At 68.4% G+C, this 24,294-nt stretch carries 17 protein-coding genes; 14 read left to right on the plus strand and 3 right to left on the minus strand.

Translation table 11 applies throughout. The features are described 5' to 3' along the window. The first annotated feature begins 141 nt into the window (after positions 1 to 141). The 8 genes from I8E28_RS03350 (at position 142) to I8E28_RS03385 (ending at position 9,037) form a co-directional block, all read left to right on the plus strand. The gene (locus tag I8E28_RS03350; RefSeq protein ID WP_200786420.1) at positions 142 to 1,344 is read left to right on the plus strand and encodes a porin; all 1,203 of its coding nucleotides are present in this window, start codon (positions 142 to 144) and stop codon (positions 1,342 to 1,344) included. A 256-nt stretch (positions 1,345 to 1,600) separates the two neighbouring features. Continuing rightward, a complete protein-coding gene (locus tag I8E28_RS03355) occupies positions 1,601 to 2,206 on the plus strand; it encodes a DUF3047 domain-containing protein (RefSeq protein ID WP_420850201.1) in 606 nt (201 codons plus the stop codon). A gap of 75 nt (positions 2,207 to 2,281) precedes the next feature. Beyond that, positions 2,282 to 3,262, plus strand: coding sequence for an ABC transporter permease (locus I8E28_RS03360; protein WP_200786422.1), 981 nt, complete (start codon positions 2,282 to 2,284; stop codon positions 3,260 to 3,262). Beyond that, a complete protein-coding gene (locus I8E28_RS03365; RefSeq protein WP_200786423.1) occupies positions 3,262 to 4,488 on the plus strand; it encodes a M20 aminoacylase family protein in 1,227 nt (408 codons plus the stop codon). The genes I8E28_RS03360 and I8E28_RS03365 overlap by 1 nt, the downstream gene beginning before the upstream one ends. A 28-nt stretch (positions 4,489 to 4,516) precedes the next feature. Next, the gene (locus tag I8E28_RS03370) at positions 4,517 to 6,094 is read left to right on the plus strand and encodes an ABC transporter substrate-binding protein (RefSeq protein WP_200786424.1); all 1,578 of its coding nucleotides are present in this window, start codon (positions 4,517 to 4,519) and stop codon (positions 6,092 to 6,094) included. 53 nt (positions 6,095 to 6,147) lie between these two features. After that, positions 6,148 to 7,059 (plus strand): ABC transporter permease, encoded by a 912-nt coding sequence (locus tag I8E28_RS03375; RefSeq protein WP_200786425.1) that lies wholly within the window; start codon positions 6,148 to 6,150, stop codon positions 7,057 to 7,059. Continuing rightward, entirely contained in the window at positions 7,056 to 8,042 is a 987-nt protein-coding gene (locus tag I8E28_RS03380; protein WP_200786426.1) for an ABC transporter ATP-binding protein, read from the plus strand. The genes I8E28_RS03375 and I8E28_RS03380 overlap by 4 nt, the downstream gene beginning before the upstream one ends. Continuing rightward, on the plus strand, positions 8,039 to 9,037 hold the full coding sequence (locus I8E28_RS03385) for an ABC transporter ATP-binding protein (protein WP_200786427.1): 999 nt from the start codon (positions 8,039 to 8,041) through the stop codon (positions 9,035 to 9,037). The genes I8E28_RS03380 and I8E28_RS03385 overlap by 4 nt, the downstream gene beginning before the upstream one ends. A gap of 10 nt (positions 9,038 to 9,047) precedes the next feature. On the opposite strand, the gene zwf is transcribed toward I8E28_RS03385, so the two are convergent. Beyond that, complete coding sequence (gene zwf, locus I8E28_RS03390) at positions 9,048 to 10,502, minus strand: glucose-6-phosphate dehydrogenase (RefSeq protein WP_200786428.1); 1,455 nt, start codon at positions 10,500 to 10,502, stop codon at positions 9,048 to 9,050. A 95-nt stretch (positions 10,503 to 10,597) separates the two neighbouring features. Here zwf and tal point away from each other — a divergent pair, with 95 nt between their 5' ends. Next, on the plus strand, positions 10,598 to 11,545 hold the full coding sequence (gene tal, locus I8E28_RS03395) for a transaldolase (protein ID WP_200786429.1): 948 nt from the start codon (positions 10,598 to 10,600) through the stop codon (positions 11,543 to 11,545). 2 nt (positions 11,546 to 11,547) lie between these two features. Then, positions 11,548 to 13,098, plus strand: coding sequence for a glucose-6-phosphate isomerase (gene pgi / locus I8E28_RS03400; RefSeq protein ID WP_200786430.1), 1,551 nt, complete (start codon positions 11,548 to 11,550; stop codon positions 13,096 to 13,098). 87 nt (positions 13,099 to 13,185) lie between these two features. Here the strand turns inward: pgi and groL are convergent, their stop codons facing one another. Together groL and I8E28_RS03410 are read right to left on the minus strand one after the other, a co-directional pair. Then, positions 13,186 to 14,829, minus strand: a complete 1,644-nt coding sequence (gene groL / locus I8E28_RS03405; protein WP_200786431.1) for a chaperonin GroEL — start codon at positions 14,827 to 14,829, stop codon at positions 13,186 to 13,188. Positions 14,830 to 14,865: 36 nt separating this feature from the next. Further along, positions 14,866 to 15,159 carry a co-chaperone GroES gene (locus tag I8E28_RS03410; protein WP_200786432.1) on the minus strand — a complete coding sequence of 98 codons (294 nt, stop codon included), beginning with the start codon at positions 15,157 to 15,159 and terminating at the stop codon, positions 14,866 to 14,868. 590 nt (positions 15,160 to 15,749) lie between these two features. Between I8E28_RS03410 and I8E28_RS03415 the strand changes: the two genes are divergently transcribed. From I8E28_RS03415 to I8E28_RS03430, 4 genes are all read left to right on the plus strand, one after another. Further along, on the plus strand, positions 15,750 to 16,706 hold the full coding sequence (locus I8E28_RS03415; RefSeq protein ID WP_200786433.1) for a DUF11 domain-containing protein: 957 nt from the start codon (positions 15,750 to 15,752) through the stop codon (positions 16,704 to 16,706). A 26-nt stretch (positions 16,707 to 16,732) separates the two neighbouring features. Further along, the gene (locus I8E28_RS03420; protein ID WP_200786434.1) at positions 16,733 to 17,236 is read left to right on the plus strand and encodes a DUF11 domain-containing protein; all 504 of its coding nucleotides are present in this window, start codon (positions 16,733 to 16,735) and stop codon (positions 17,234 to 17,236) included. A 229-nt stretch (positions 17,237 to 17,465) separates the two neighbouring features. Continuing rightward, positions 17,466 to 18,677: a hypothetical protein gene (locus I8E28_RS03425; protein WP_200786435.1), complete on the plus strand. Its 1,212-nt coding sequence runs from the start codon at positions 17,466 to 17,468 to the stop codon at positions 18,675 to 18,677. A gap of 7 nt (positions 18,678 to 18,684) precedes the next feature. Further along, positions 18,685 to 24,291, plus strand: a complete 5,607-nt coding sequence (locus tag I8E28_RS03430; RefSeq protein WP_200786436.1) for a DUF11 domain-containing protein — start codon at positions 18,685 to 18,687, stop codon at positions 24,289 to 24,291. The last annotated feature ends 3 nt before the right edge of the window (positions 24,292 to 24,294 follow it).

The raw sequence follows: 24,294 nt of genomic DNA on the forward strand, positions 1-24,294 counted from the left end.
GTCGCGGGCGGCCCCTCTGGTGCAATAGCAACAACTTCCCAAAAGGAGGTTGGCCCGGGGATCTGGCGGGAGCACATGAGTGCCTGCATGACGTGAGCCCATCGCACCGGAGCCCTCTGTTTAACCTTGGAGAAACTCGCAATGAAGAAGACTCTGATTGCTCTGGCTGTGCTGGCCGCTGCCGGCGCCGCCTCTGCTCAGTCCTCCGTCACCATCTTCGGTGTCGTCGACGCCACGATCCAGCGCATCGACAACGGCACTGGCGGCGCGGTGACCCGCCTGCACAACTCCGGTGAGAGCAGCTCCCGCCTGGGCTTCCGCGGCGTGGAAGACCTGGGTGGTGGCATGTCCGCCCAGTTCTGGCTCGAAGCCGGCGTCAACAACGACGACGGCACCGGCCAAGCTGGCAGCGCCAACAACCAGTTCCTGGCTCCCGTCGCCCTCGACCCGACCTCCACGACGGCTCGCACCGTTGCCGCGTCCGGCGTGCGTCCTGGCCAGCAAGGCCTGATGTTCAACCGTCGTTCGACGGTGTCGCTGGCTGGTGGTTTCGGTGAGATCCGCCTCGGCCGTGACTACACCCCGCAGTTCTACAACCTGAACGTGTTCGACCCGTACGGCACCGTGGGTGTCGGCGCGCAGCTGCTGCTGAGCTCGGTGTCCCTGAACCCGACCTCGGTCCGCGCTTCGAACTCCATCGGCTACCTGCTGCCCAGCAACCTGGGTGGCATCTACGGCCAGGCGCAGTACTACCGTGGCGAGAACGTGTCGACGGCTGCGAACAGCGGCGACGGCAACGGCTGGGGCCTGCGCCTCGGTTACGCCGCTGGCCCGTTCAACGTGGCGATCGCGACGTCGCGCACGACGTACGGCACCGTGCCGGTCGCTGCTGCGACGGCATCGGCGCTCGCCACGCCGGCCACCGGCCAGGTCCTGGGCAACATCCGCCAGACCAACCTGGGTGGTTCGTTCGACTTCGGCGTCGCCAAGCTGATGGGCGTCGTGTCGCGCGACAGCATGAACTCCGCCGTCGGTTCCTTCGAAGGCCGTGGCTACATGATCGGTGCGACGATGCCGGTGGGCGCTGGCCTGATCAAGGCTTCCGTGGCGCAGTACACCACGGACATCCCGACCAGCGGCACCGACCCGCGCGCTCGCAAGTACGCCCTGGGCTACGTGCACAACCTGTCCAAGCGCACGGCGATCTACACGACGTACGCTCGCGTGAGCAACAGCAACGGCGTGGCCGGCTTCGCTTCCCAGCCGGTCACCGGCGGCGCCGGCTCCCCGGTGCTGAACGGTTCGTCCACGGGTTACGACCTGGGCATCCGCCACAGCTTCTGATGACAGCGGCCGGGCAACCGGCCTGCCAACAAAAGAAACTTGAAAGCCGCCTTCGGGCGGCTTTTTTTATGGAACCCGAAGTTCGATGACGCTGTTGCCCGCCCGCTTTCGCCTTCCTCTGCCTGCCGCGTTGATCGCGCTGTTGGTGGCCGGGTGCGCCACGACCCCGCGGGAGCCGAGCTCCTGGACGGAATCGGCATGGGGGCAGGCATCACGACTGGGTTCAGGTGCCGAAGCCGAACCCGATGCGCAATGGGTGCACCAGCGGCTGCCAGGCAAGGCGGCGGTGCTCTTTGCACCCGGCCGCGAGGACGGCCGCGAGGCGCTCCTGGCGAAGTCCGACTCCGCGGCAAGCGTGCTGCGCCATCGCGTGCGCATCGACCCGGCGGATCTCGATCGCCTCCGCTTTTCCTGGAAGGTGCCGCAACTGATCGCGGACGCGGACGTCGGTCGCAAGGATTCGGACGACTCGCCGGTGCGCGTGATCCTCGCGTTCGAGGGCGACCGGTCCAGGTTTTCCGCGCGCGACGCCATGCTCTCCGAATTGATGCGCGCCGTCACCGGCGAGGAGATGCCGTACGCGACCCTCATGTACGTGTGGTGCAACAAGCGTCCGCCGGGCACGGTGGTGACCAGCCCGCGCACCGATCGCATCCGCAAGATGGTGCTCGAGTCCGGACCGGGACGGCTGAACCAGTGGCTCGATTACGAGCGCGACATCCGTGCGGACTTCGAACGAGCCTTCGGCGAAGCGCCCGGTGCTCTCGTCGGCATCGCGATCATGACGGACAGCGACAACACGCGGTCCGCCACGAAGGCGTGGTACGGGCCGGTGCGCGTGACCACGAGCGCCCCGCGCTGAGCCTCGGTCCTCCGTTGTTTCCCCGGGGGTGGCCCGTGGCTTGCTCTGCTAGCATGGCCCGAGTTCACCGCCGCGATGCTCGCCTTCATCCTTCGACGCCTGCTGCAGGCCGTGATCGTCATGGTCGCGGTGGCGTTCATCGCGTTCCTGCTGTTCCAGTACGTCGGTGATCCCGTCGTGTTCCTGCTGGGCCAGGACGCGCGTCCCGACCAGATCCGCCAGTTGCGCGCGGACCTCGGGCTCGACCAACCCTTCTTCGTGCAGTTCGGGCACTTCCTCGTGAATGCCGTGCAGGGTGAATTCGGCCTGAGCCTGCGCCAGGGCGCCAAGGTGTCCCGCCTGCTCGCGGAACGGTTCCCGGCGACGTTCGAACTGGCGCTCGTCGCCGCGGTGCTGGCCCTGGCGATCGGCATCCCGATGGGTGTCTATGCGGCCCTGCGCCGCGGCACCTTCCTCAGCCAGGCGTTCATGATGCTGTCGCTGCTCGGCGTCTCGCTGCCGACCTTCCTGATCGGCATCCTGCTGATCCTGGTGTTTGCCGTGATGCTCGGCTGGTTCCCGAGTTTCGGCCGCGGCGAGACGATGCAGCTCGGCTGGTGGACCACCGGCTTCCTCACGCGCGATGGCTGGATGCACCTGGTGCTCCCCGCGCTCACGCTGGCGATCTTCCAGTTGACGCTTGTGATGCGGCTGGTCCGTTCGGAGATGCTGGAAGTGCTGCGCACCGACTACATCAAGTTCGCGCGCGCGCGCGGGCTGTCCGACCGCGCCATCCACTTCGGCCACGCGCTGAAGAACACGCTGGTGCCGGTGATGACGATCACCGGCCTGCAGCTGGGCGGCCTGATCGCCTTCGCCATCATCACCGAGCAGGTGTTCCAGTGGCCGGGCATGGGGCTGCTGTTCATCGATGCGGTGAAGTTCGCGGACATCCCGATCATGGCCGCGTACCTGTGCCTCATTTCGCTGATCTTCGTCGTCATCAACCTCGTGGTCGACCTGCTGTACCTGGCGGTCGATCCGCGCCTGCGCCTGTCCGGCGCCCGGGGGCACTGATGCTCGCCGCCGTCGGCAACGGCCGCCTGAAGGCCAACGGACGCCCCTTCGCGCACATCGCGCGCTTCCATCCGGAGCTCACGGCGTTCCGCCGCGACCTGCACGCGCATCCGGAGATCGGATTCGAGGAGGTCTACACGGCCCGTCGCGTGACCGAGGCGCTGAAGGCGTGTGGCGTCGACGAGATCCATGCCGCGATCGGCAAGACGGGCGTGGTTGGCGTCATCAAGGGCCGCAGCACCGCGAGCGGGCGCATGGTGGGGCTGCGCGCGGACATGGACGCGCTCACGATGTCGGAGACCAACGAGTTCGCGTGGCGCTCCGCCAAACCCGGACTGATGCACGGATGCGGGCACGACGGCCACACCGCCATGCTGGTGGGTGCCGCGCGCTACCTGGCCGAAACGCGCAACTTCGACGGCACCGCGGTGCTGATCTTCCAGCCGGGCGAAGAGGGCTTCGCCGGCGCGAAGGCCATGATCGAGGACGGCCTGTTCGACCGCTTCCCGGTCGAGGCCGTGTACGCGATGCACAACTGGCCCGGACTGAAGCCGGGCACCATTGGCCTCAACCCCGGGCCGATGATGGCGGCGGCCGACAAGGTCACCATCGAGGTCACCGGCAAAGGCGGCCACGGCGCGCACCCGTACCTCGCCGTCGACCCGGTGCTCGTGGCGGCGCACATCATCACGGCCTCGCAGTCCATCGTGTCGCGCAACGTGCGTCCCGTCGACGGCGCAGTCGTGAGCCTGTGCGCGATGCAGGCCGGCGACGTGCACGCGATGAGCGTCATTCCGGGCAAGGCGGTCTTGGTGGGCACCGTTCGCACGTTCACGTCCGACGTGCAGGAGCTGGTCGAGACGCGTCTCACCGAGCTGTGCACCGCCGTCGCCCTCGGCTTTGGCGCCACGGCCACCGTGAAGTACGAACGCGTCTACCCCGCCACCCGCAACAGCGCCAACGAGGCTGCGTTCGCCGCCGATGTCGCCGAATCGCTGGTGGGTCCCGACCACGTCGTGCGCGACCTCGAACCGAGCATGGGGGCGGAAGACTTCTCGTTCATGCTGCAGGTCAAGCCGGGCGCGTACCTGCGCATCGGGCAGGGTGGCGAGGGCAGCTGCATGCTGCACAACAGCCGCTACGACTTCAACGATGACATCCTCCCTCTCGGCTCCGCGCTGCACGCGGGCCTCATCGAGCAAGCCATGCCGCTCGCGGCGGCGTGACCCGCGACCCTTCCACTCTGGAGCGACCATGACGACTTACAAGAAGAGCCTGATCCAAGCCGCCATCCTGCTGGCGTTCACCGCCGGCGCCGGTGCGCAGACGGTGCGCATCGCCAACCAGGGTGACGCGCTGTCGATGGATCCCCATTCGCTGAACGAAACCGTGCAGCTGAGCGTCACCAGCAACGTGTACGAAGGGCTCGTGGGCCGCAACAAGGACCTGACGCTGGCGCCGGCGCTCGCGACGTCGTGGAAGCAGGTCTCGCCGACGGTGTGGCGCTTCGAGCTGCGCAAGAACGTGCAGTTCCACGACGGCAAGCCGTTCACGGCGGACGACGTGCTGTTCTCGCTGGCGCGCACGCAGGTCGACGGGTCGGACATGAAGTCCAACACCAACGACATCAAGGAAGTGCGCAAGGTCAACGACTTCGTCATCGACATCGAGACGAAGGCGCCGTTCCCGATCCTGCCCGAGCAGCTCACCAGCACCTACATCATGAGCAAGAAGTGGTGCGAGGAGAACCAGGCCACCAAGCCCGTGGACCGCCGCAAGGGCATCGAGAACGCCGCCTCGTTCCGCGCCAACGGCACCGGCCCGTACCGCCTGCGCGAGCGCCAGCCGAACGTGCGCACGACATTCGTGCGCAACGGCAACTACTGGGGGAAGATCGAAGGCAACGTGCAGGAAGTCGTGTTCACGCCGATCGGCAATGACGCGACCCGCGTCGCCGCCTTGCTGTCGGGCGAGATCGACGTCATGGAGCCGGTGCCGGTGCAGGACATCGACCGCGTGAATGCCTCGGCCGGTGCCAAGGCGCTGGTGGCCCCGGAACTGCGCACGATCTTCCTGGGCATGGACCAGAAGCGCGACGAGCTGCTGTACTCCAGCGTCAAGGGCAAGAACCCGTTCAAGGACAAGCGCGTGCGCCAGGCCTTCTACCAGGCCATCGACATCGAAGGCATCAAGAAGACCGTGATGCGCAACGCGTCGCTGCCCACCGCCCTCATGGTGGGCCCCGGCGTCAACGGCTTCGCCCAGGACCAGAACAAGCGGCTGCCGTACGACCCGGATGCAGCCAAGAAGCTGATGGCCGACGCCGGCTATCCGCAAGGCTTCGAGGTCACGATGAACTGCCCGAACGACCGCTACGTCAACGACGCGCGCATCTGCCAGGCGGTGGCGCAGAACCTGTCGCGCATCGGCGTGAAGATCAACCTGGCCGCGGAGACCAAGGGCACGTACTTCCCGAAGATCCTGCGCCGCGACACCAGCTTCTACCTGCTGGGCTGGACCCCCACCACCTACGACGCGCACAACACGATGAACGCCATCATGGCGTGCCCCGACGACAAGGGCGCGGGGCAGTTCAACCTGGGCACGTACTGCAACCAGGAGTTCGACAAGATCACCCGCGCGGTGCAGTCCGAGACGGACAAGGCCAAGCGCACGGCGATGATCCGCCAGGCGTTCCAGATCCACCAGGACGACATCGGGCACATCCCGCTGCACCAGCAGTCGCTGGCCTGGGGCGTGAACAAGAAGGTCACCGTTGTCCAGCGCGGCGACAACTACCTCGACTACAAGTGGATCACCGTCAAGAAGTAAGCCGCTGATCCCGCCGCGCGGGGCTCCGGCCCCCGCGGCGCTTCACCCTCCTGATGAAACGCACGCTCGCTCGCTGGTTCGACAGCGACATCGGCTACAGCTTCCGCACTTCCCCCGTCGCCATGGTCGCGGCGGTGATCGCGTTCGGGTGCGTGTTCTGCGCCACCTTCGCCAACTGGGTCGCGCCGCACAACCCGTTCGATCTGACGACGCTGGTGCTGTCGGACGCCCGGCTGCCGCCCGCCTGGTCGCCGGAAGGCTCCGCCAGGTACTTGCTGGGAACCGACGACCAGGGCCGCGACATCCTCTCGGTGCTCATGTTCGGCGCGCGCATCTCGCTGGCCGTCGGCCTCGTGTCCGTGCTGCTGTCGATGGTCGTCGGCGTCGCGGTCGGACTGCTGGCCGGCTTCGTCGGCGGCTGGGTCGATGGCTTTCTCATGCGCCTGTGCGACGTCATGCTCAGCTTCCCGGCGATCCTGGTGGCGCTGCTGATCGCAGGCGTCGGCCGCGCGCTCTTTCCCAACGCGCCGAACACGGTGGCCTTCGGCGTGCTGATCCTCTCGATCTCGATGACGGGCTGGGTGCAGTACGCCCGCACGGTCCGCGGCTCGACCATGGTCGAACGCGGCAAGGAATACGTGCAGGCCGCCCGCGTCACCGGCGTCGCCCCGATGCGTATCATGTGGCGGCACGTGCTGCCCAACGTCACGGGCCCCGTCCTCGTGCTGGCCACCATCCAGGTGGCCACGGCCATCATTACCGAGGCGACGCTGTCCTTCCTCGGCGTCGGCGTGCCGCCCACGCAGCCGTCGCTCGGCACCTTGATCCGGGTCGGCAGCGACTACCTCGGCTCCGGCGAGTGGTGGATCTTCTTCTTCCCCGGCCTCATGCTCGTGCTGGTCGCCATGTCCGTGAACCTGCTCGGCGACTGGTTGCGCGACGCACTCAACCCGAGGCTGCAATGACGGGTGCACCCCTCCTCGAAGTGCGCGACCTGGTGGTCGAATTTCCCGGGCGGCGTGGCACCGTGCGCGCGCTCGACCAGGTGTCCTTCTCGATCGCGCCGGGCGAGATCCTGGGCGTCGTGGGCGAGTCGGGTGCGGGCAAGAGCCTGACCGGCGCATCGATCATCGGCCTGCTGGAACCGCCGGGGCGCATTGCCAGTGGACAAGTCCTGCTGGAAGGCCAGCGCATCGACGACCTGCCGCCCGCACGCATGCGGCATGTCCGCGGCCGCAAGATCGGCGCCATCTTCCAGGACCCGCTCACCTCGCTGAATCCGCTGTACAGCATCGGGCGGCAGCTGGTCGAGACGATCCAGGCGCATCTGCCAGTGAATGCGGCCGAAGCGCGGCGCCGCGCCATCCAGCTGCTCGAGGACACCGGCATCCCCGCCGCGGCGCAACGCATCGACCACTTCCCGCACCAGTTCTCCGGCGGCATGCGCCAGCGCGTCGTCATCGCCCTGGCACTGGCGGCCGAGCCGAAGCTGATCGTCGCCGACGAACCGACGACGGCGCTCGACGTGTCGATCCAGGCGCAGATCATCCAGCTGCTGCAGCGCGTGTGCCGTGATCGCGGGGCGGCGGTCATGCTGATCACGCACGACATGGGCGTCATCGCCGAGACGTGCGACCGCGTCGCCGTCATGTATGCGGGCCGCATTGCCGAGATCGGTCCGGTGCACGAAGTGATCCACCAGCCGGCGCATCCGTACACGATGGGCCTGATGGCATCGATTCCCGACATGGACAGCGATCGCGAGCGGCTGGCGCAGATCGACGGCGCGATGCCGCGACTGACCGCCATCCCGCCGGGTTGCGCCTACCACCCGCGCTGCCCGCGCGCGTTCGACCGGTGCCACCGCGAACGGCCCGAGCTCCTGCAGGCCGGCGCGACTCGCGCCGCGTGCTGGCTGCACGACGCGCACGGCGGGGCATCCGCATGAGTGACACCGTGCCGCTGCTGCAGGTGCGCGACCTGGCGAAGACGTTCGACGTCTCTCCGCCCTGGCTCAACCGCGTCCTCGAGCGCAAGCCGCGCCAGTTGCTGCACGCGGTGGACGGCGTGAGCTTCGACATCGAGCGCGGCCAGACACTGGCGCTGGTGGGGGAGTCGGGCTGCGGCAAGAGCACGGTCGCCCGCCTGCTGGTCGGCCTGTACGAGCCGAGCCGCGGCGATGCGCAGTTCGACGGCATGCCGCTGCATGCCGCGTACCGCGGGCGCGAGTCGCGGCAGCTGCGCCGGCGCATCCAGATGATCTTCCAGGACCCGTACGCGAGCCTCAACCCGCGCTGGAAGGTGGAGGACATCGTCGCCGAGCCGCTGCGCGAACACGGCCTCGCGTCTGGCGATGCGTTGCGCGAGCGCGTCGGCCAGCTGCTGCAGGACGTTGGACTGTCGCCCGCGGACATGGCCAAGTACGCGCACCAGTTCTCCGGTGGCCAGCGGCAGCGCATCTCGATCGCGCGCGCGCTGGCCACGCACCCGGAGTTCCTGGTCGCCGACGAACCCACGAGCGCACTGGACGTGAGCGTGCAGGCGCAGGTGCTGAACATCATGAAGGACCTGCAGCGCCGGCAGGGCCTCACCTACCTGTTCATCTCGCACAACCTGGCCGTCGTGCGGCATGTGAGCGACCAGGTCGGCGTGATGTACCTGGGCCGCATCGTCGAACTCGCCGGCAAGCACCAGCTGTTCGGCGACCCGCGGCATCCGTACACGCGCATGCTGCTCGACGCGATCCCGAAGATGCACCAGACGGGCCGCGCGCGCACGCCGGTGCAAGGTGAGGTGCCCAATCCGCTGAACCCGCCGGCCGGCTGCGCGTTCAACCCGCGCTGCCCGCACGCCAACGATCGCTGCCGCGTCGAGCGGCCGGCCCTGCTGTCCATCGGCGGCGTCCGCGTCGCTTGCCACGCGGTCGAAGAAGGCCGGATCTAGCGCGCCCGCGCTACTGCTCTTCGCTCCAGTAGAAGCCGTCGCGCGCGATCATGGCGCTGGACGCGCTGGGCCCCCAACTGCCGGCGGCGTAGGTGCGCAGGTCCGCATCGTTGCCCTGCCAGGCATCCAGCAACGGCTCCACCCACCGCCAGGCCGCTTCCTGTTCGTCGGCGCGCACGAAGAGGTTCAGGCGGCCGTCGAGCACGTCGAGCAGCAGGCGCTCGTACGCGCCGACACGCTCGGACCCGAAGCGGCGATCGAAGTCCAGGTCCAGGTGCACGGGCGCCAGCGACTGCGCGCCGCGCCGCGTCTCCTGTCCCTGCGCCAGCAGGTGCAGCTGCAGGCCGTCGCGCGGCTGCAGGCTGATCACGAGGCGGTTGGCCGCGCCCAATGGCGTGCGGAAGATCGCGTGCGGCGCGGCGCGGAAGTTGACGACGATGTGCGCGTCGCGCGCCGCGAGCCGCTTGCCGGTGCGGATGTAGAACGGCACGCCGGCCCAGCGCCAGTTGGCGATCACGGCGCGCAGGGCGACGAAGGTCTCGGTGGTGCTTTCGGGCGAGACGCCGGGTTCCTGGCGGTAGCCGGGCACTTGCTCGCCACCGACGGTGCCGGGCCCGTACTGGCCGCGGACGGCGAACTGGTTGATGGCTTCCGGCGTCCAGGGACGCAGCGAACGCAGCACCTTCAGCTTCTCGTCGCGGATCGCGTCAGCGTCGGCGCTGATCGGCGGCTCCATCGCCATCGCACAAAGGAGCTGCAGGGCGTGGTTCTGCACCATGTCGCGCAACGCGCCGGTGCTGTCGTAGAACGAGCCGCGCTTCTCGACGCCCAGGTCCTCGCCGATGCTGATCTGGATGTTGGCGATGTTTTCCCGCCGCCACAGCGGCTCGAACAGCGCATTGCCGAAGCGCAGCGCGAACAGGTTCTGCACCGCCGGCTTGCCCAGGTAATGGTCGATGCGGAAGATCTGCGTCTCGTCGAAGCCGCGCCGCACCGTCTCGTTGATCGAACGATTCGATTGCAGGTCGTGCCCGAGCGGCTTCTCCAGCACGATGCGCGTGGCCGGCGTGTTCAGGCCGGCCGCTGCGAGCTGCTCGCACACCGTGGTGAACAGGTTCGGCGCGGTGGCGAGGTACATCACGACGACGTCCGCGCTGCGCTCTCCCAGCCGCTTCTTGAGTTGCTCGTAGTCACCGGGCTTGGACAGGTCCAGGCGCTGGAACTGCAGCAGCTGCGCGAAGCGGTCGAACTCCTCCGGGCTCGGGCGCTTGGCGAGGTCCACCTGCTCGAATCGCTGGTGGATCAGCTGGCGGAACGCGTCGTCGGACAAGTTGTCGCGCGCGATGCCGAGGATGCGGCCCTCGGCCGGCAGGGTGCCGTGGCGGAAGGCCTGGAACAGGGCCGGCATCAGCTTGCGCCAGGCCAGGTCGCCGGTGCCGCCGAAGAGGACGAGGTCGAAACTCATGGGTGCCTTGCGGGAAGGACCGCGTACTTTAGCGGCGCCCGGATGGCCCTGTCGGCCCACTGCGGATGAGCAGGTGCGCCGCCCATAATTGCCGCATGAACCAACTCGAGGCGCTCAAGCGCCACACGACGGTGGTGGCGGACACGGGGGACTTCCGCCAGCTCGCGCAATTCCAGCCGCAGGACGCGACCACCAATCCCTCGCTCATCCTCAAGGCGGTGCAGAAGCCCGACTACGCACCCTTGCTCAAGGAGGTGATGGCGCAGTGCCGCGGCAAGCCGATCGACGAAGCGATGGACCGGCTGCTGGTGCGCTTCGGGACCGAGATCCTGTCGATCATCCCGGGCCGCGTGTCGACCGAAGTCGACGCCCGGCTGAGCTTCGACACCAACGCCAGCGTCACGCGAGCCGAACGCATCGTCGAGATGTACCAAGGCGCCGGCGTGCCCGTCGATCGCGTGCTGATCAAGGTGGCGGCGACGTGGGAAGGCATCCAGGCCGCCGAGCAGCTGGAGCGCCGGGGCATCCACACCAACCTCACGCTGCTGTTCTCGTTCTGCCAGGCGATCGCCTGCGGGCAGGCGAAGGTGCAGCTGATCTCGCCGTTCGTGGGCCGCATCTACGACTGGTACAAGAAGTCGGCCGGTTCCTCGTGGGACGAAGCGGCGAACGCCGGCCCCAACGATCCCGGCGTGAAGTCGGTGCGGCAGATCTACCGCTACTACAAGCACTTCGGCATCCAGACCGAGGTGATGGGCGCGAGCTTCCGCAACACGGGGCAGGTGCTGGCGCTTGCCGGCTGCGACCTGCTCACCATCAGCCCCGAGCTGCTGGCGCAACTGGCCACGAGCGATGCGGGGGTGGAGCGTGCGCTCGATCCGCAGGAAGCGAAGGCCGCGACCATCGAGCCGGTGAATTACGACGAGGCCGGCTTCCGCTTCGCGCTCAACGAGGATGCGATGGCGACCGAGAAGCTCGCGGAAGGCATCCGCGCGTTCGTCGCCGACGCCGTCAAGCTCGAGAAGCTGATGAAGGAGGCGTGAGCATGGCCAGCACTCCGCGTCGTTGCGACGCCACTCCTGCCTGGCAATCCTTGCGGCAAGCCTTCGAGGCGCACGGTTCGTCGTTCGACGTCCGCGCTGCGCTGCGTGACGATCCGTCGCGCGTGGAGCGCTTCACGCTCGACGCCGGGGGCGTGCATGCCGACCTCTCGAAGAATCTCGTCGATGCGCAGGTCGAAGACCTGCTGCTGCAACTCGCGCGCGACTGCGGCCTGGAAGCGCAGCGCGACGCGATGTTCGCGGGCGAGAAGGTCAATGCGACCGAGGGCCGCTCCGTGCTGCACGTGCTGCTGCGTGCCCCGCGCGGCGCGAAGGGACCCGCGGCCGAGCTCGCGCAGGTGCACGGGACGCTTGATGCCATGCTGGCCTACGCAGACTCGGTGCGCAACGACGCGGCGATCACCGACGTCGTCAACATCGGCATCGGTGGCTCCGACCTCGGACCGCAGATGGCGACCATCGCGCTCGACGAATTCGCCGTTCCCGGCAAGCGGTTCCACTTCGTCTCCAACATCGACGGCCACGAACTTGCCGCCGTGCTGCGCCACCTGGAGCCGCAGAACACGCTGTTCCTGGTCGCGTCGAAGACGTTCACCACGCTCGAGACGATGACCAACGCCCGTTCGGCGCGACAGTGGTTCACCGCCAATGGCGGCAAGGACGTCGCGCGCCACTTCGCCGCCCTCACGACCAACGTCGCCGCCGCGAAGGAATTCGGCATCGACCGCACGTTCGGGTTCTGGGACTGGGTCGGGGGCCGCTATTCGATGTGGTCCGCCATCGGGCTGCCGATCGCGATCGCGATCGGTGCCGATCGCTTTCGCGACCTGCTCGCCGGCGCGCACGCGATGGACGAGCACTTCCGCATGGCGCCCTTGGAGCGCAACCTGCCGGTGCGGCTCGCGTTGCTCGACATCTGGTACCGGGACTTCCACCGCTTCACCAGCCGCAGCGTCGCGCCGTACCACAGTGCCTTGCGGCGCCTGCCTGCGTACCTGCAGCAGCTGGAGATGGAGAGCAACGGCAAGCGCGTCGATCGCGACGGCCGCGAAGTGCCGTACGGCACCTCGCCGGTGGTGTGGGGCGAACCCGGCACCAACGGGCAGCACGCGTACTTCCAGATGCTGCACCAGGGCACGGACGTGATTCCGGTGGAATTCATCGCGGTGCGCAAGGCGGCGCACACGCTCGAAGGGCACCACGACCAGCTGCTGGCCAACGTGCTCGCGCAGGCGCAGGCGCTGATGCAAGGCAAGCAGGACCCGGGCGGCCACAAGCACTTCCCGGGCAACCGGCCGAGCACGATGCTGCTGCTGGACCGGCTCGACCCGCGCACCTTCGGCGCGCTGGTCGCGATGTACGAGCACCGCGTATTCACCGCCGGCGCGATCTGGGGCATCAACAGCTTCGACCAGTGGGGCGTCGAACTCGGCAAGGTGCTGGCGAAGGACCTCGCGCCACGCCTCGCCACCGGTGACGTGGCGGGCCTCGATGCGTCGACCGCCGCCTTGGTGCAGCACCTGCGTCATCGCTGACGCAGCACGAAAAAAAAAGGCCGGGATCGCTCCCGGCCTTTTTGCTTTGCGCGGCTGGGAGCCGAAGCTCCCGGTGCGCGGCGGACCTTACATGTCCATGCCGCCCATGCCACCCATGCCGCCCATGCCACCGCCGGCGGCCGGAGCTTCTTCCTTCGGCGCCTCGGCGACCATGGCTTCGGTCGTCAGCATCAGCGACGCGACGGACGCGGCGTTCTGCAGCGCAGTGCGCGTGACCTTGGTGGGATCCAGGATGCCCATCTCGATCATGTCGCCGTAGGTGTCGTTGGCGGCGTTGAAGCCGTAGTTGCCCTTGCCGTTCAGCACGGCGTTGATCACCACGCTGGGCTCGCCACCGGCGTTGCCGACGATCTCGCGCAGGGGCGCCTCGATGGCCTTGAGCACCAGCTTGATGCCGGCGTCCTGGTCGGGGTTGGCACCCTTGATCTCGCCGGCTGCCTGCTTGGCGCGCAGGAGGGCCACGCCGCCGCCGGCGACGATGCCTTCCTCGACGGCCGCACGGGTGGCGTGCAGCGCGTCTTCCACGCGGGCCTTCTTCTCCTTCATCTCGACTTCGGTCGCGGCACCGACCTTGATCACCGCAACGCCGCCGGCCAGCTTGGCCACGCGCTCTTGCAGCTTCTCGCGGTCGTAGTCGCTGGTCGCTTCCTCGATCTGCACGCGGATCTGCTTGACGCGCGCTTCGATGTCGGCAGCGGCGCCGGCGCCGTCGATGATGGTGGTGTTTTCCTTGCCCACTTCGATGCGCTTGGCCTGGCCCAGGTCGGCCAGCGTCACCTTCTCGAGCGTCAGGCCGACTTCTTCCGAAATCACCTTGCCGCCGGTCAGGATGGCGATGTCTTCCAGCATGGCCTTGCGACGGTCACCGAAGCCGGGCGCCTTGACGGCGACGACCTTCAGGATGCCGCGGATGGTGTTGACCACCAGGGTCGCCAGCGCTTCGCCTTCGACTTCTTCCGCGATGATCAGCAGCGGACGCGAAGCCTTGGCAACCTGCTCCAGCACGGGGAGCAGGTCACGGATGCTCGACACCTTCTTGTCGTACAGGAGCACGAAGGGGTTGTCCAGCAGCGCGGATTGCTTTTCCGGGTTGTTGATGAAGTAGGGCGACAGGTAGCCGCGGTCGAACTGCATGCCTTCGACGACGTCCAGCTCGTTGTCGAGCGACTTGCCGTCTTCGACGGTGATGACGCCTTCCTTGCCGACCTTGTCCATCGCGTCGGCGATGATCTTGCCGATCGACTCGTCGCTGTTGGCCGAGATCGAACCGACCTGGGCGATCTCCTTGGAGGTCGTGGTCGGCTTGGACGCCTTCTTCAGCTGCTCGGTCAGGGCGATCACCGCCTTGTCGATGCCGCGCTTCAGGTCCATCGGGTTCATGCCCGCGGCCACGTACTTCATGCCCTCGCGGATGATCGCTTGCGCCAGCACCGTCGCGGTGGTGGTGCCGTCACCGGCGTTGTCGCTGGTCTTGGAAGCGACTTCCTTGACCATCTGGGCGCCCATGTTCATGAGCTTGTCCTTGAGCTCGATCTCCTTGGCGACCGAGACACCGTCCTTGGTGACGGTGGGGGCGCCGAACGAGCGCTCGAGGACCACGTTGCGGCCCTTCGGGCCCAGGGTCACCTTGACGGCGTTGGCCAGGATGTTCACGCCCTCGACCATGCGGGCGCGTGCGTCACCGCCGAAAACAACGTCTTTTGCTGCCATGTCTTGACTCCGGATTCAGTGTGAAAGGAGGTTGATTTACTTCTCGACGACCGCGAACAGGTCGTCTTCCTTCATGACGAGGAGCTCGTCGCCATCGACCTTGACGGTCTGGCCGCTGTACTTGCCGAAGAGGACGCGGTCACCGACCTTGATGTTCAGGGCGATGAAGTCGCCGTTCTTCTCGTTGCGCTTGCCCGGGCCGACGGCCAGGACTTCGCCCTGGTCCGGCTTCTCGGCGGCGTTGTCGGGGATGACGATCCCGGACGCCGTCTTGGTTTCGTTCTCGAGGCGCTTGACGATCACGCGATCGTGCAGGGGACGAAGCTTCATTGCATCTCCTTGGTCTTGCTAAGGCGGGTGGACAACAAAGGGCGCCCACTCTGGAGCGCCCGGGTAGCTGGGGAGGCGCGCCAGCTCATCTGCTAGCACTCAACTCCTGCGAGTGCTAATGATAGGGCATCCCGTGTCGGTTTCAACCCCCCGACGTTGTCGGACCACGCGCTATCGGCCCGCTCAACGGCCAGACCCCCGCGATGAGTGGTAACCCTAGGTCAGCTACGGGGCAGTCGTAGAAGTTACCATCTGTATCAGATGTAGCACATCCGTAACAAGAGCCGATCCTTGGGGCGTCCGCGCCAAGCAACAGTTCCGTGGTGGGCACACGTTCGCATGACGCTATGGCGGAGTTTGGTATTCATTTCCTGAGCCCGGCCGTAGCGAGATGGTTTACTGCCTCTGCCGTAACGCGACCGTAGTAGTTTTCGCCCTCCCCAGGGTCAGCTCACCGAGTTCGTCGTCGTGCAGGGACCCGCCAAGAGGCGGGAACGAGATGATTCGGGGGCTGAACAGTGTCGACGGATTCGGCGACGGCGGTTGCCGCGCGGGGGCTGGCTGGGCTGGCGACAAGGCTGGCATTCGCAGTGCTGGCCCTGCTGGCTAGCCACGCCTGGGCCGCAGGCACGCCGGCCGGGACGCAGATCCCGAACACCGCCGTCATCTCCTACACCTACAACGGAACGCCGGCGACCCAGTTCGCGAGCGCGATCCCCGTGGTCGTCGCCCGCGTGCTGTCGGTGCGCACCACCTGGCAGGACAGCACGCCGGCGCCGGTGAATTCGCCGGACGCGATCCGGCCCCTGACCTTCGCCGTCACCAACACGGGCAACGGCACCGACACGTTCGCGCTCTGGCGCGACAACGCGCTGGCGGGCGACCAGTTCGACCCGCTCGACGCGCCCGCCGGCGCGATCTGGCTCGAAAGCGGCGCGCAGCCCGGGTTCCAGGCCACCGGTCCGAACGCCGACATCCCCTACCTCCCCGGCACCAACGACCCGGTCCTCGCCGCGGACGCGAGCCGCATCGCCTACCTGGCCAGCAACATTCCGCCCGGGTTCACCACCGGCGCCATGGCGCGCGCTTCGCTGCAAGCGCGTTCGAGCCAGGTTCCTCCCGGCACGCCGCCGGGCACGCAGGTGGGCGTGCAGAACGGAATCGCCAGCATCGTCGGGGCCAATGGCGCCTTCTCCGCCGCGCCGGGCATCTACCTGGTGTCCGTCGTCGCTGTCGGCATCGGCAAGTCGGTGGTCGCGATCGCCGATCCCGCCGGCGGCCAGCGCGTGATGACCGGCGCCGTGCTCACGTACCGCCTGCAGGTCACCGCGACCGGCAACGGCACCGCGAACAACATCGTCGTGGCCGACCCGCTCCCGGCGACGCTCACCTTCGTCCCAGGAAGCATCACCGTCGACGGCATCGCGCGCACCGATGGCGCCGATGGCGACGACAGCAGTTTCTCCGCCGGCACGGTCCGCACCGTGCTTCCTTCCCTGACCGCGCCGCAGACGCGCGCGATCGAGTTCAAAGCCACGGTCAATTGACCGAACCAACCCCCAAAGGAGCTCCCATGCGAAGCCTCATCACCACCACCTGCCTGGCCCTCGCGGTCGCGTGCGCCGGCATGGCGCACGCCCAGGGCACCGCGGCCAAGCCCGGCTCGATCGAGCTGCGCAACGTCGCGGAAATCGAAACCACCACCAAGGCCACCGACGGCAAGGTGGAGAAGAAGCGCATGCCGGCGCAGAAGGCCGCGCCGGGCACCGAGGTGATCTACACCTCGACGTTCAAGAACGTCGGCGCCAAGCCCGCCGGCAACATCGTGATCAACAACCCGATCCCGGCCAGCACCACGCTGGTGGGCGGCAGCGCGTTCGGCGACAACACCGACGTCGCGTTCTCGGCGGACGGCGGCAAGACCTACGCGCCGGCCGACAAGGTCAAGGTGCGTGGCGCCGACGGCAAGGAGCGCGCGGCCGGCCTCTCCGAGTTCACCCACGTGCGCTGGACCTACCGCGGCGAACTCGCCCCGGGCAAGGAGTCCAGCGTCGGCTTCCGCGTGACGGTCAACTGAAGACCGCCGTGCAAGCGCTCGGTACCTCGCGCGGCGCTGCCGCCATCGCCCCGTTCCGCAAAGGCGGCTGTGGCCCCCCACGCGATCCCACCCAGGGTGCGCCGCCTGCGAGGCAGCGTTCGCACATCTCCTTCCCTCGAGCTTTCTTTCACCAATCAACGATGCAACAGGACCACCTGAAATGACTTCCTTTCGTCAAACGCTCGTCCGCACAGGAGCCGCGCTCCTGATGGCGGCGGGCTTCCTCGCTTCGGCGCAGGCTGCGGGCACAGCCGCCGGCACCGACATCAACAACTCCGCCACCCTGACGTACTCCGTCGGCGGCACGGCGCAGTCGTCGATCTGCTCGGCGCCTGGCGGCAACAACACCAGCACCTGCACGCCGACCACCTTCAAGGTCGACAACAAGATCAACCTGCTCGTGACCACGAACAACAACACGGCGGTGAGCGCGGTCCCTGGTGGCACGCACACCCTGACGTTCGTCGTGACGAACAGCGGCAACAGCACGCAGGACATCGTCCTGTCCACCACGCAGGTCGCCACGTCCGGCACCGTGCTCCTGGGCGGCGGCGGCGGCACCACCTACACGGACTCGTTCGACGCAAGCAGCTGCACGATCACCGACACGGCCAACGCGCCGCTGCCCGTGGGCCCGCTGGCGAACACGTACCGCATCACCAACGTCGCGCCCGACGGCACGTCGACGGTGTATGCCTCGTGCACGATCCCGACGACCAAGGCAGGCGGCGTTGCGCTCGTGAATACCGACGCATCGGTGGTGTCGCTCAAGGCGGTGGCTTACATCGCCGCCGGCGGCGCGATCGCGGTGGAATCGAACACCAACACGAGCACTGTCGTCGACACGGTGTTCGCGGACGGTGCCGGTTCGGATGACGCCGCGCGTGGCGGTGACTACTCCGCCCGCAGCGCCTACCGCATCCAGACTGCGGCGCTGACGGTCGCCAAGATCTTCAAGACCCTGTGCGATCCGGCTGGCGGCGCCATCGACGCCGGCTACGCCCCGAAGAGCATCCCGGGTGCGTACATCCAGTACACGGTCTCGATCGCTAACTCCAACACCGCCCCGGTCTCGGCCATCCTGACCAACCTGAGCGACACGCTGGACACGACGAAGGTCACGTTCGACACGGAGCTGATCACGGGCGCCAACGTCGCCAGCGCGCCTGCTTGTGCGGCGACGACGGCGCCCACGGGCGCGGGCGCGGCGACCAGCGCCGGCAACTACGTGAAGCTGGAACTGTCGGGCGGCACGCGCGCTTCGTTCCCGGGCGGCGTCAAGTTCATCAACGCCGTCTACACGACCCCGACGCTGACCATTCCGTGGGCAACGATGCTGCCGGCCGAAAGCAGCCACGTCGTGGGCGAACTGCTGCCCGGCGAGACGATCAGCGCCACCTACAACGTGATCATCAAGTGATCGCGGGATGACGTCACTCCGGTCGACGTCGAGCGCCACCCGCGCCGCGGCTTGCCGCGGCCGGGCCGGCGCCCCGGGCCTGCTGGACTTCGTGCCAGCAGGCTTGGGCGTGCGCGCCTTGTGCGCGCACGCCCAAGCCTGGCTGCTGCCGGCCCTCGTTCTCTTTTTCTTCCTCGCCACTTCGGTCGCACGCGCCGCGCTGCCGCCGAACACGCAGATCACCAACACCGCGACCGCGTCGTACGACGTGGGCGGCACGCCCATCGCGACGTCCGGCAGCGTGACGGTGACAACCGCGGCCGGAACCCCGGCGGCGATCCAGTTCCTGACCTACGCGCCCAACCTGCCGCAGGCGACCGCGGCGGGCGCGACCAGCCGGCCGCTGCCCGTCACCGGCTGCATGGCGAGCGGTGGCGGCTGGGTGCAGCAAGGCAATCCATCCGTCCCGGGCGTGGGGTCGCTGAACGTGCCCGGCAGCTACCTGTTCGCGCCGGCCAACGCCTACTCGGGCCGCGACGTGGCGTTCGTGCAGGTGACGGATTACTCCGCCAACTCGGACCCGCTGGCCGTCGAGACCATCACGGTCGTCGTCAGCACGCCGTCGGGAGACAACGAGACGCTGAGGCTGGTCGAGACCGGCCCGTCGACCGGCGTGTTCCTCGGCTACATCCCGCTGGCCGCCGGCGCCGCGCAGCCGGGCAACTGCACGCTGCAGGCCAAGTCGAACGAGAAACTCACCGCCACCTACGTGCAGGCCGGCACCAGCGCCGTCGCGACCAGCGTCGCGCTCGTCGACCCCTTGGGCCTGGTGTTCGACTCCAGCACGGGCCAGCCGATCGACGGCGTGCGCGTCACGCTGGTGGACGTCGTCACCGGCTCGCCGGCCCAAGTGCGTGGCGACGACGGCGTCAGCATCTTCCCGTCCACCGTCGTCACGGGCAGCACCGTGACCGATAGCGGCGGCACGGTCTACGTGCTCGGCCCCGGCCGCTACCAGTTCCCGCGCGTCAGCGCCCCCGGCACCTATCGCCTCGAGATCCAGCCGACGCTCGGGTACCGCTTCCCATCGCAAGTCGCGGATGCTGCACTCCAGCAGCTGCCCAACGCGCCTTACCAACTGAGCGGCATCTCGCGCGGCGGCCAGTTCATGGTGCTGCCCGGCCCGCCGGTCGAAGCGGACGTGCCGCTGGACCCGGGTCCGCTGGGCACGATCGACCTCACGAAAACCGTCGGCAAGGCCGTCGCCTCGCTGGGCGATTTCGTGCCGTATTCGGTGGCGCTGTCCACGTCGAGCGACCAGCCGCTCCCCGGCGTGCAACTGCAGGACCGCCTCCCGCCCGGTTTTCGCTACATGCCGGGGTCGGCGCGCCTGAACGACAAGCCGCTCGCGGACCCGGTGGTCGCCGGCGACGGCCGCACGCTGCTGTTCTCGCTCGGCACCCTGCAGGCCAAGGGCGCGGCGACGCTGCGCTACGTGGCGGCGATCGGTCCGTCGGCGAAGGTCGGCCCGGCGCAGAACATCGCGCAGATCGTGGGCCGCATCAGCTCGAACACGTCCAGTGCGACCGTGACGGTCCAGGACGACCTCAATCGAAGCCGCGCCATCCTCGCCGGCCAAGTGACGGTGGCGGCATCGTGCGAGGCCGATGCCCAGGACCCTTCGTCGCGCCACGCGCTCGCCGGCGTGCGCGTGCTGCTGCAGGACGGCACTTTCGTGCTGACCGATGTCGAGGGCCGCTGGCACGTCGAGAACCTGCGCCCCGGCACGCACGTGGTGCAGGTCGACACGACCACGCTGCCGCAAGGCATGCAGCTGCGCTCGTGCGAGGACAACAGCCGCACCGGCGGCCGCGACTTCAGCCAGTTCGTGAACGTCCGCGGCGGCACGCTGTGGCGCGCCGACTTCCGCTTCGCCACCGTGGCGAGCTGCCTGCGCCAGGAAGTGCGTCGCCATGGCCGTGACGTCGAAGTGGCGCTGGGCTCGACGATCGCGCAGGAAGCCGTGACCGCCACCGTGGTGCTGCCCTCCGGCGCCAAGGTCGACCCCGCCTCGGCGCTGCTCGATGGACTTCCTTCGACGAGCGTGCAGGTCGAGGACGGCTTCGTCGTCGTGCGCCTGCCCGCCCAGCCGGCGCGCTGGCAGAAGCGCCTTGCGCTGCGCCTGCTGGACGACAAGCCGGGCGCGCTCAAGCTGTCGGTGCGCGCGCAGCCCGCAGGCGGCGCGCTGGTCGCGCTGGCGCCTTTGTCCCTGGCTGCAAATGCGACGCAGGCCAGCGAGTGCGGTGCACTGCCGGCCACGCTGCCGGGCGCGGCGAAGGCCACCGCGAGCGTCGTTGCCGGGACTGCTGCGGGCGATGCGAAGGCCGCGGCCGCGCCGGCGCTGATCGAACAATTGCCCTACGACGACAAGTGGCTGGCCGCGGCGGACGACCGCGTCGAGTGGCTGCACCCCAAGGCCGACTTCTCGCCCGCGCTGCCGATCGTGAAGGTGGCGGTCAAGCATGGCGGCCGCGACACGATCGAGCTGCGCGTCAACGGCGTCGCCGCCGACCCGATGCGCTACGAAGGAACGCTGCTCAGCCCGACCGGCGCGGTCGCGCTGTCGAACTGGCGCTCGGTCGACCTGCGCAACGGCGAGAACGTGCTCGAGGTGGTCGTGCACAACCCCGCGGGCCAGGTCGTCCTGCGTGAGTCGCGCACCATCCACTACGGCGTCAGTCCCACGCGTGCCGAAGTCGACGAAGCGTCATCCAGGTTGATCGCGGACGGCCGCACCTCGCCCGTGGTGGCGGTGCGCTTCCTTGACGCGCGCGGCAAGCCGGTGCGCCGCGGCGCGATCGGCGAATTCAGCATCGACGCGCCCTTCGCGCCGCAGCAGGCCGCCGATGCGATCCAGCGCGAGCCGCTCGCGGGGCAGCTCGGTGGGCGCGCGCGCTACGAGATCGGCGAGAACGGCGTCGCGCTGATCCCGCTGCAGCCGACCGGCCAGACCGGCGAGGCCGTGCTTCACTTCGAGTTCGCCAACGGCCGCACGGCGGACGTGCGTGCGTGGCTGCAGTCGCCCGGCCGCGACTGGGTGCTCGTCGGCTTCGCGGAAGGTACGGTCGGCCACAAGAAGCTGTCGGGCCGCATGGAGGCACTGCAGGATGCCGGTGCCGCCGACCAGCTGTTCGACCAGGACCGCGTGGCGTTCTACGCCAAGGGCATGATCAAGGGCGAGTACCTGCTGACCGCGGCGTACGACAGCGCGAAGGAGCGCGGCACGGGCAGCAATGCCGCGCTGCGCCAGGCCATCGACCCGAACCGCTACTACACCCTGTACGGCGATGCGACGTCGCAGCAGTACGATGCCGCCAGCATCCGCAACCTCTACCTGAAGATCGAGAAGAAGCAGTTCTACCTGCTGTTCGGCGACTTCGACACCGGCCTCACCGTGACCGAGCTCGGGCGCTACACGCGCGTCGTCAACGGCCTCAAGTCCGAATACAAGGGCGACCGCGCGGCCTACACCGCCTTCGCCACTCGCACCGGACAAGGCTTCCTGAAGGACGAGATCCAGGGCGACGGCACGTCCGGCCTCTACCGCCTGCGCGCCCGCAACATCGTCATGAACTCCGACCGGTTGCGCATCGAGGTGCGCGACCGCTTCCAGTCCGACCGCGTGGTGGCCACGCGCGCACTGACGCCCTGGCTGGATTACCAGATCGACTACGCGCTGGGCACGGTGCAGTTGCGCGAGCCGCTCAACTCGCGTGACGCGGAATCGAACCCGCAGCTGCTCATCGCCGAGTACGAGACCGAAGGCGGCGTCGGCGAGGCGTGGACCTATGGCGGCCGCGTGTCGCTGCAAGCCACCGGGCAGCTGGTGGTCGGCGCGACGCGCATCCACGAAGGCAACCTGGGCCGCGAAGGCACGCTGACCGCGGCGGACGCGACGCTGCGCATCGACGACAGCACCAAGGCCAGGCTGGAAATCGCCAAGAGCACGGCGCAAGGCGACCTGGGTTCGCAGGGCGGCACCGCCTACGTCGCGGAAGTGGTGCACGATGACGGCAAGACGGCCTGGCGCGCCTATGCGCGCGAGCAGCAGACCGGCTTCGGGCTCGGTCAGCAGTCGGTCGCCGCGCAGGGCCTGCGCAGCGTCGGCGCCGAAGGCCGCGCGAACGCCACCGAGACCGTGCAGGTGCAGGGCGAGGCGTCGCGCCAGCAGGACCTCGCCAGGGGCGCTGCGCGCGACGTCGTCGAAGGCCGCGCACAGTGGGCCGCGGCGGACCATCTGAAGTTGCAGGCCGGTGCGCGCGCGATCAAGGAATCGGATGGGCAGGGCGCCGGGTCGTCGACGCAGCAAGCGACGCTGGGCGTCGCTTACGAAGCCATGGAGCAGCGCCTGGTGCTGCGCGCCAGCACCGACCTCGGCCTGGGCCAGCAGGGCACCAGCAGCACCGCGGCCTATCCCGACCGCCTCGTGCTGGGCGCCGACTACAAGGTGACGCCGGGCACGACCCTCACGGCGCAGCACGAACTCGCGCAGGGCGAGGGCGTTCGGATCATGACCACCAGCGTCGGCCTTCGCACGCACGCGTGGGAAGGTGCCGAGGTGAAGGGCAGCGTAGGCAGCCAGGGCACGCTCGACGCCGACCGCCTGTACGCCAGCATGGGGCTGGTGCAGCGCCTGCGGCTGAACGACCAATGGACCGCCGACGCCGGCATCGAGCAGACGCGGACGCTGCGCGGCAACGTGCCGGCGGATCCGCTCGGCACCGGCCAGATCCCCGCGTCCGGCGTGGTGCGGGCGAACTCGCCGGCCGCGTCGATCCCGTCGGGCACCGCGCCGGCCAGCGGCTATGGCCTGGTCGCCGCCGACTTCACCGCGATCACGACCGGCCTGGCCTACCGCAACGGCGACTGGAGCGGCTCGGGACGCGTCGAATGGCGCACCAGCGACATCGACAAGAAGCTGAACTTGCTGCTCGGCGCGCAGCGCCGGCTGGCCGATGGCGACACCGTGGCCGCCGGCCTGCAGTGGACCGGGCAGCGCGCGGTGCTCGAGGGCACCACCAACCGCCTGCTGGGCCGGTTGTCGTACGCCCATCGCCCCGACCAAGGCTCGTGGATGTGGCTGGACCGGCTGGAGTACGTGCAGGAATCCACCCAGGGCGGCACCTTGGCGGGCCAGCTGTTCACGCGCAAGTTGATCAACAACTTCAACGCCAACTGGAAGGCGAATGCACGCACGCAGGTCGCGGTGCAGTACAGCGCCAAGTACGTGCGCGAGATGCTGCAGGACTTCACCGCCAGCGGCTACACCGACCTGGCCGGCATCGAGGCCCGCTACGACGTCACGCCGAAGATCGACGTGGGCCTGCACGCCGGCGTGCTGCATTCGTGGGCGACCCAAACCCGCAGCTACCACCTGGGCCTGTCGGTCGGCTACCGGCTGGCCACCAACACCTGGGTGAGCGTGGGCTGGAATGCCCAGGGCTTCTGGGACGCCGACTTCGCCGGCGCCGAATACCGTGCGAAGGGCCTGTACCTGAACATCCGCGCGAAGTTCGACCAGGACACCTTCGACCTCAACGACCGCGGGGCGGCTGCCGCCCTGCAAGCCAGGTGACCA

It is taken from the genome of Ramlibacter algicola (assembly GCF_016641735.1).
In the GTDB taxonomy this organism is placed as follows: domain Bacteria; phylum Pseudomonadota; class Gammaproteobacteria; order Burkholderiales; family Burkholderiaceae_C; genus Ramlibacter; species Ramlibacter algicola.

Excerpts from the sequence above, each read along its gene's own strand:
- I8E28_RS03420 (WP_200786434.1), top strand. The coding sequence starts at position 16,733 with ATGCGAAGCCTCATCACCACCACCTGCCTGGCCCTCGCGGTCGCGTGC.
- I8E28_RS03380 (WP_200786426.1), top strand. The coding sequence starts at position 7,056 with ATGACGGGTGCACCCCTCCTCGAAGTGCGCGACCTGGTGGTCGAATTT.
- I8E28_RS03370 (WP_200786424.1), top strand. The coding sequence starts at position 4,517 with ATGACGACTTACAAGAAGAGCCTGATCCAAGCCGCCATCCTGCTGGCG.
- I8E28_RS03365 (WP_200786423.1), top strand. The coding sequence starts at position 3,262 with ATGCTCGCCGCCGTCGGCAACGGCCGCCTGAAGGCCAACGGACGCCCC.
- I8E28_RS03360 (WP_200786422.1), top strand. The coding sequence starts at position 2,282 with ATGCTCGCCTTCATCCTTCGACGCCTGCTGCAGGCCGTGATCGTCATG.
- I8E28_RS03430 (WP_200786436.1), top strand. The coding sequence starts at position 18,685 with ATGACGTCACTCCGGTCGACGTCGAGCGCCACCCGCGCCGCGGCTTGC.
- I8E28_RS03375 (WP_200786425.1), top strand. The coding sequence starts at position 6,148 with ATGAAACGCACGCTCGCTCGCTGGTTCGACAGCGACATCGGCTACAGC.
- I8E28_RS03410 (WP_200786432.1), bottom strand. The coding sequence starts at position 15,159 with ATGAAGCTTCGTCCCCTGCACGATCGCGTGATCGTCAAGCGCCTCGAG.
- groL (WP_200786431.1), bottom strand. The coding sequence starts at position 14,829 with ATGGCAGCAAAAGACGTTGTTTTCGGCGGTGACGCACGCGCCCGCATG.
- I8E28_RS03385 (WP_200786427.1), top strand. The coding sequence starts at position 8,039 with ATGAGTGACACCGTGCCGCTGCTGCAGGTGCGCGACCTGGCGAAGACG.
- tal (WP_200786429.1), top strand. The coding sequence starts at position 10,598 with ATGAACCAACTCGAGGCGCTCAAGCGCCACACGACGGTGGTGGCGGAC.
- pgi (WP_200786430.1), top strand. The coding sequence starts at position 11,548 with ATGGCCAGCACTCCGCGTCGTTGCGACGCCACTCCTGCCTGGCAATCC.
- I8E28_RS03425 (WP_200786435.1), top strand. The coding sequence starts at position 17,466 with ATGGCGGCGGGCTTCCTCGCTTCGGCGCAGGCTGCGGGCACAGCCGCC.
- I8E28_RS03350 (WP_200786420.1), top strand. The coding sequence starts at position 142 with ATGAAGAAGACTCTGATTGCTCTGGCTGTGCTGGCCGCTGCCGGCGCC.
- zwf (WP_200786428.1), bottom strand. The coding sequence starts at position 10,502 with ATGAGTTTCGACCTCGTCCTCTTCGGCGGCACCGGCGACCTGGCCTGG.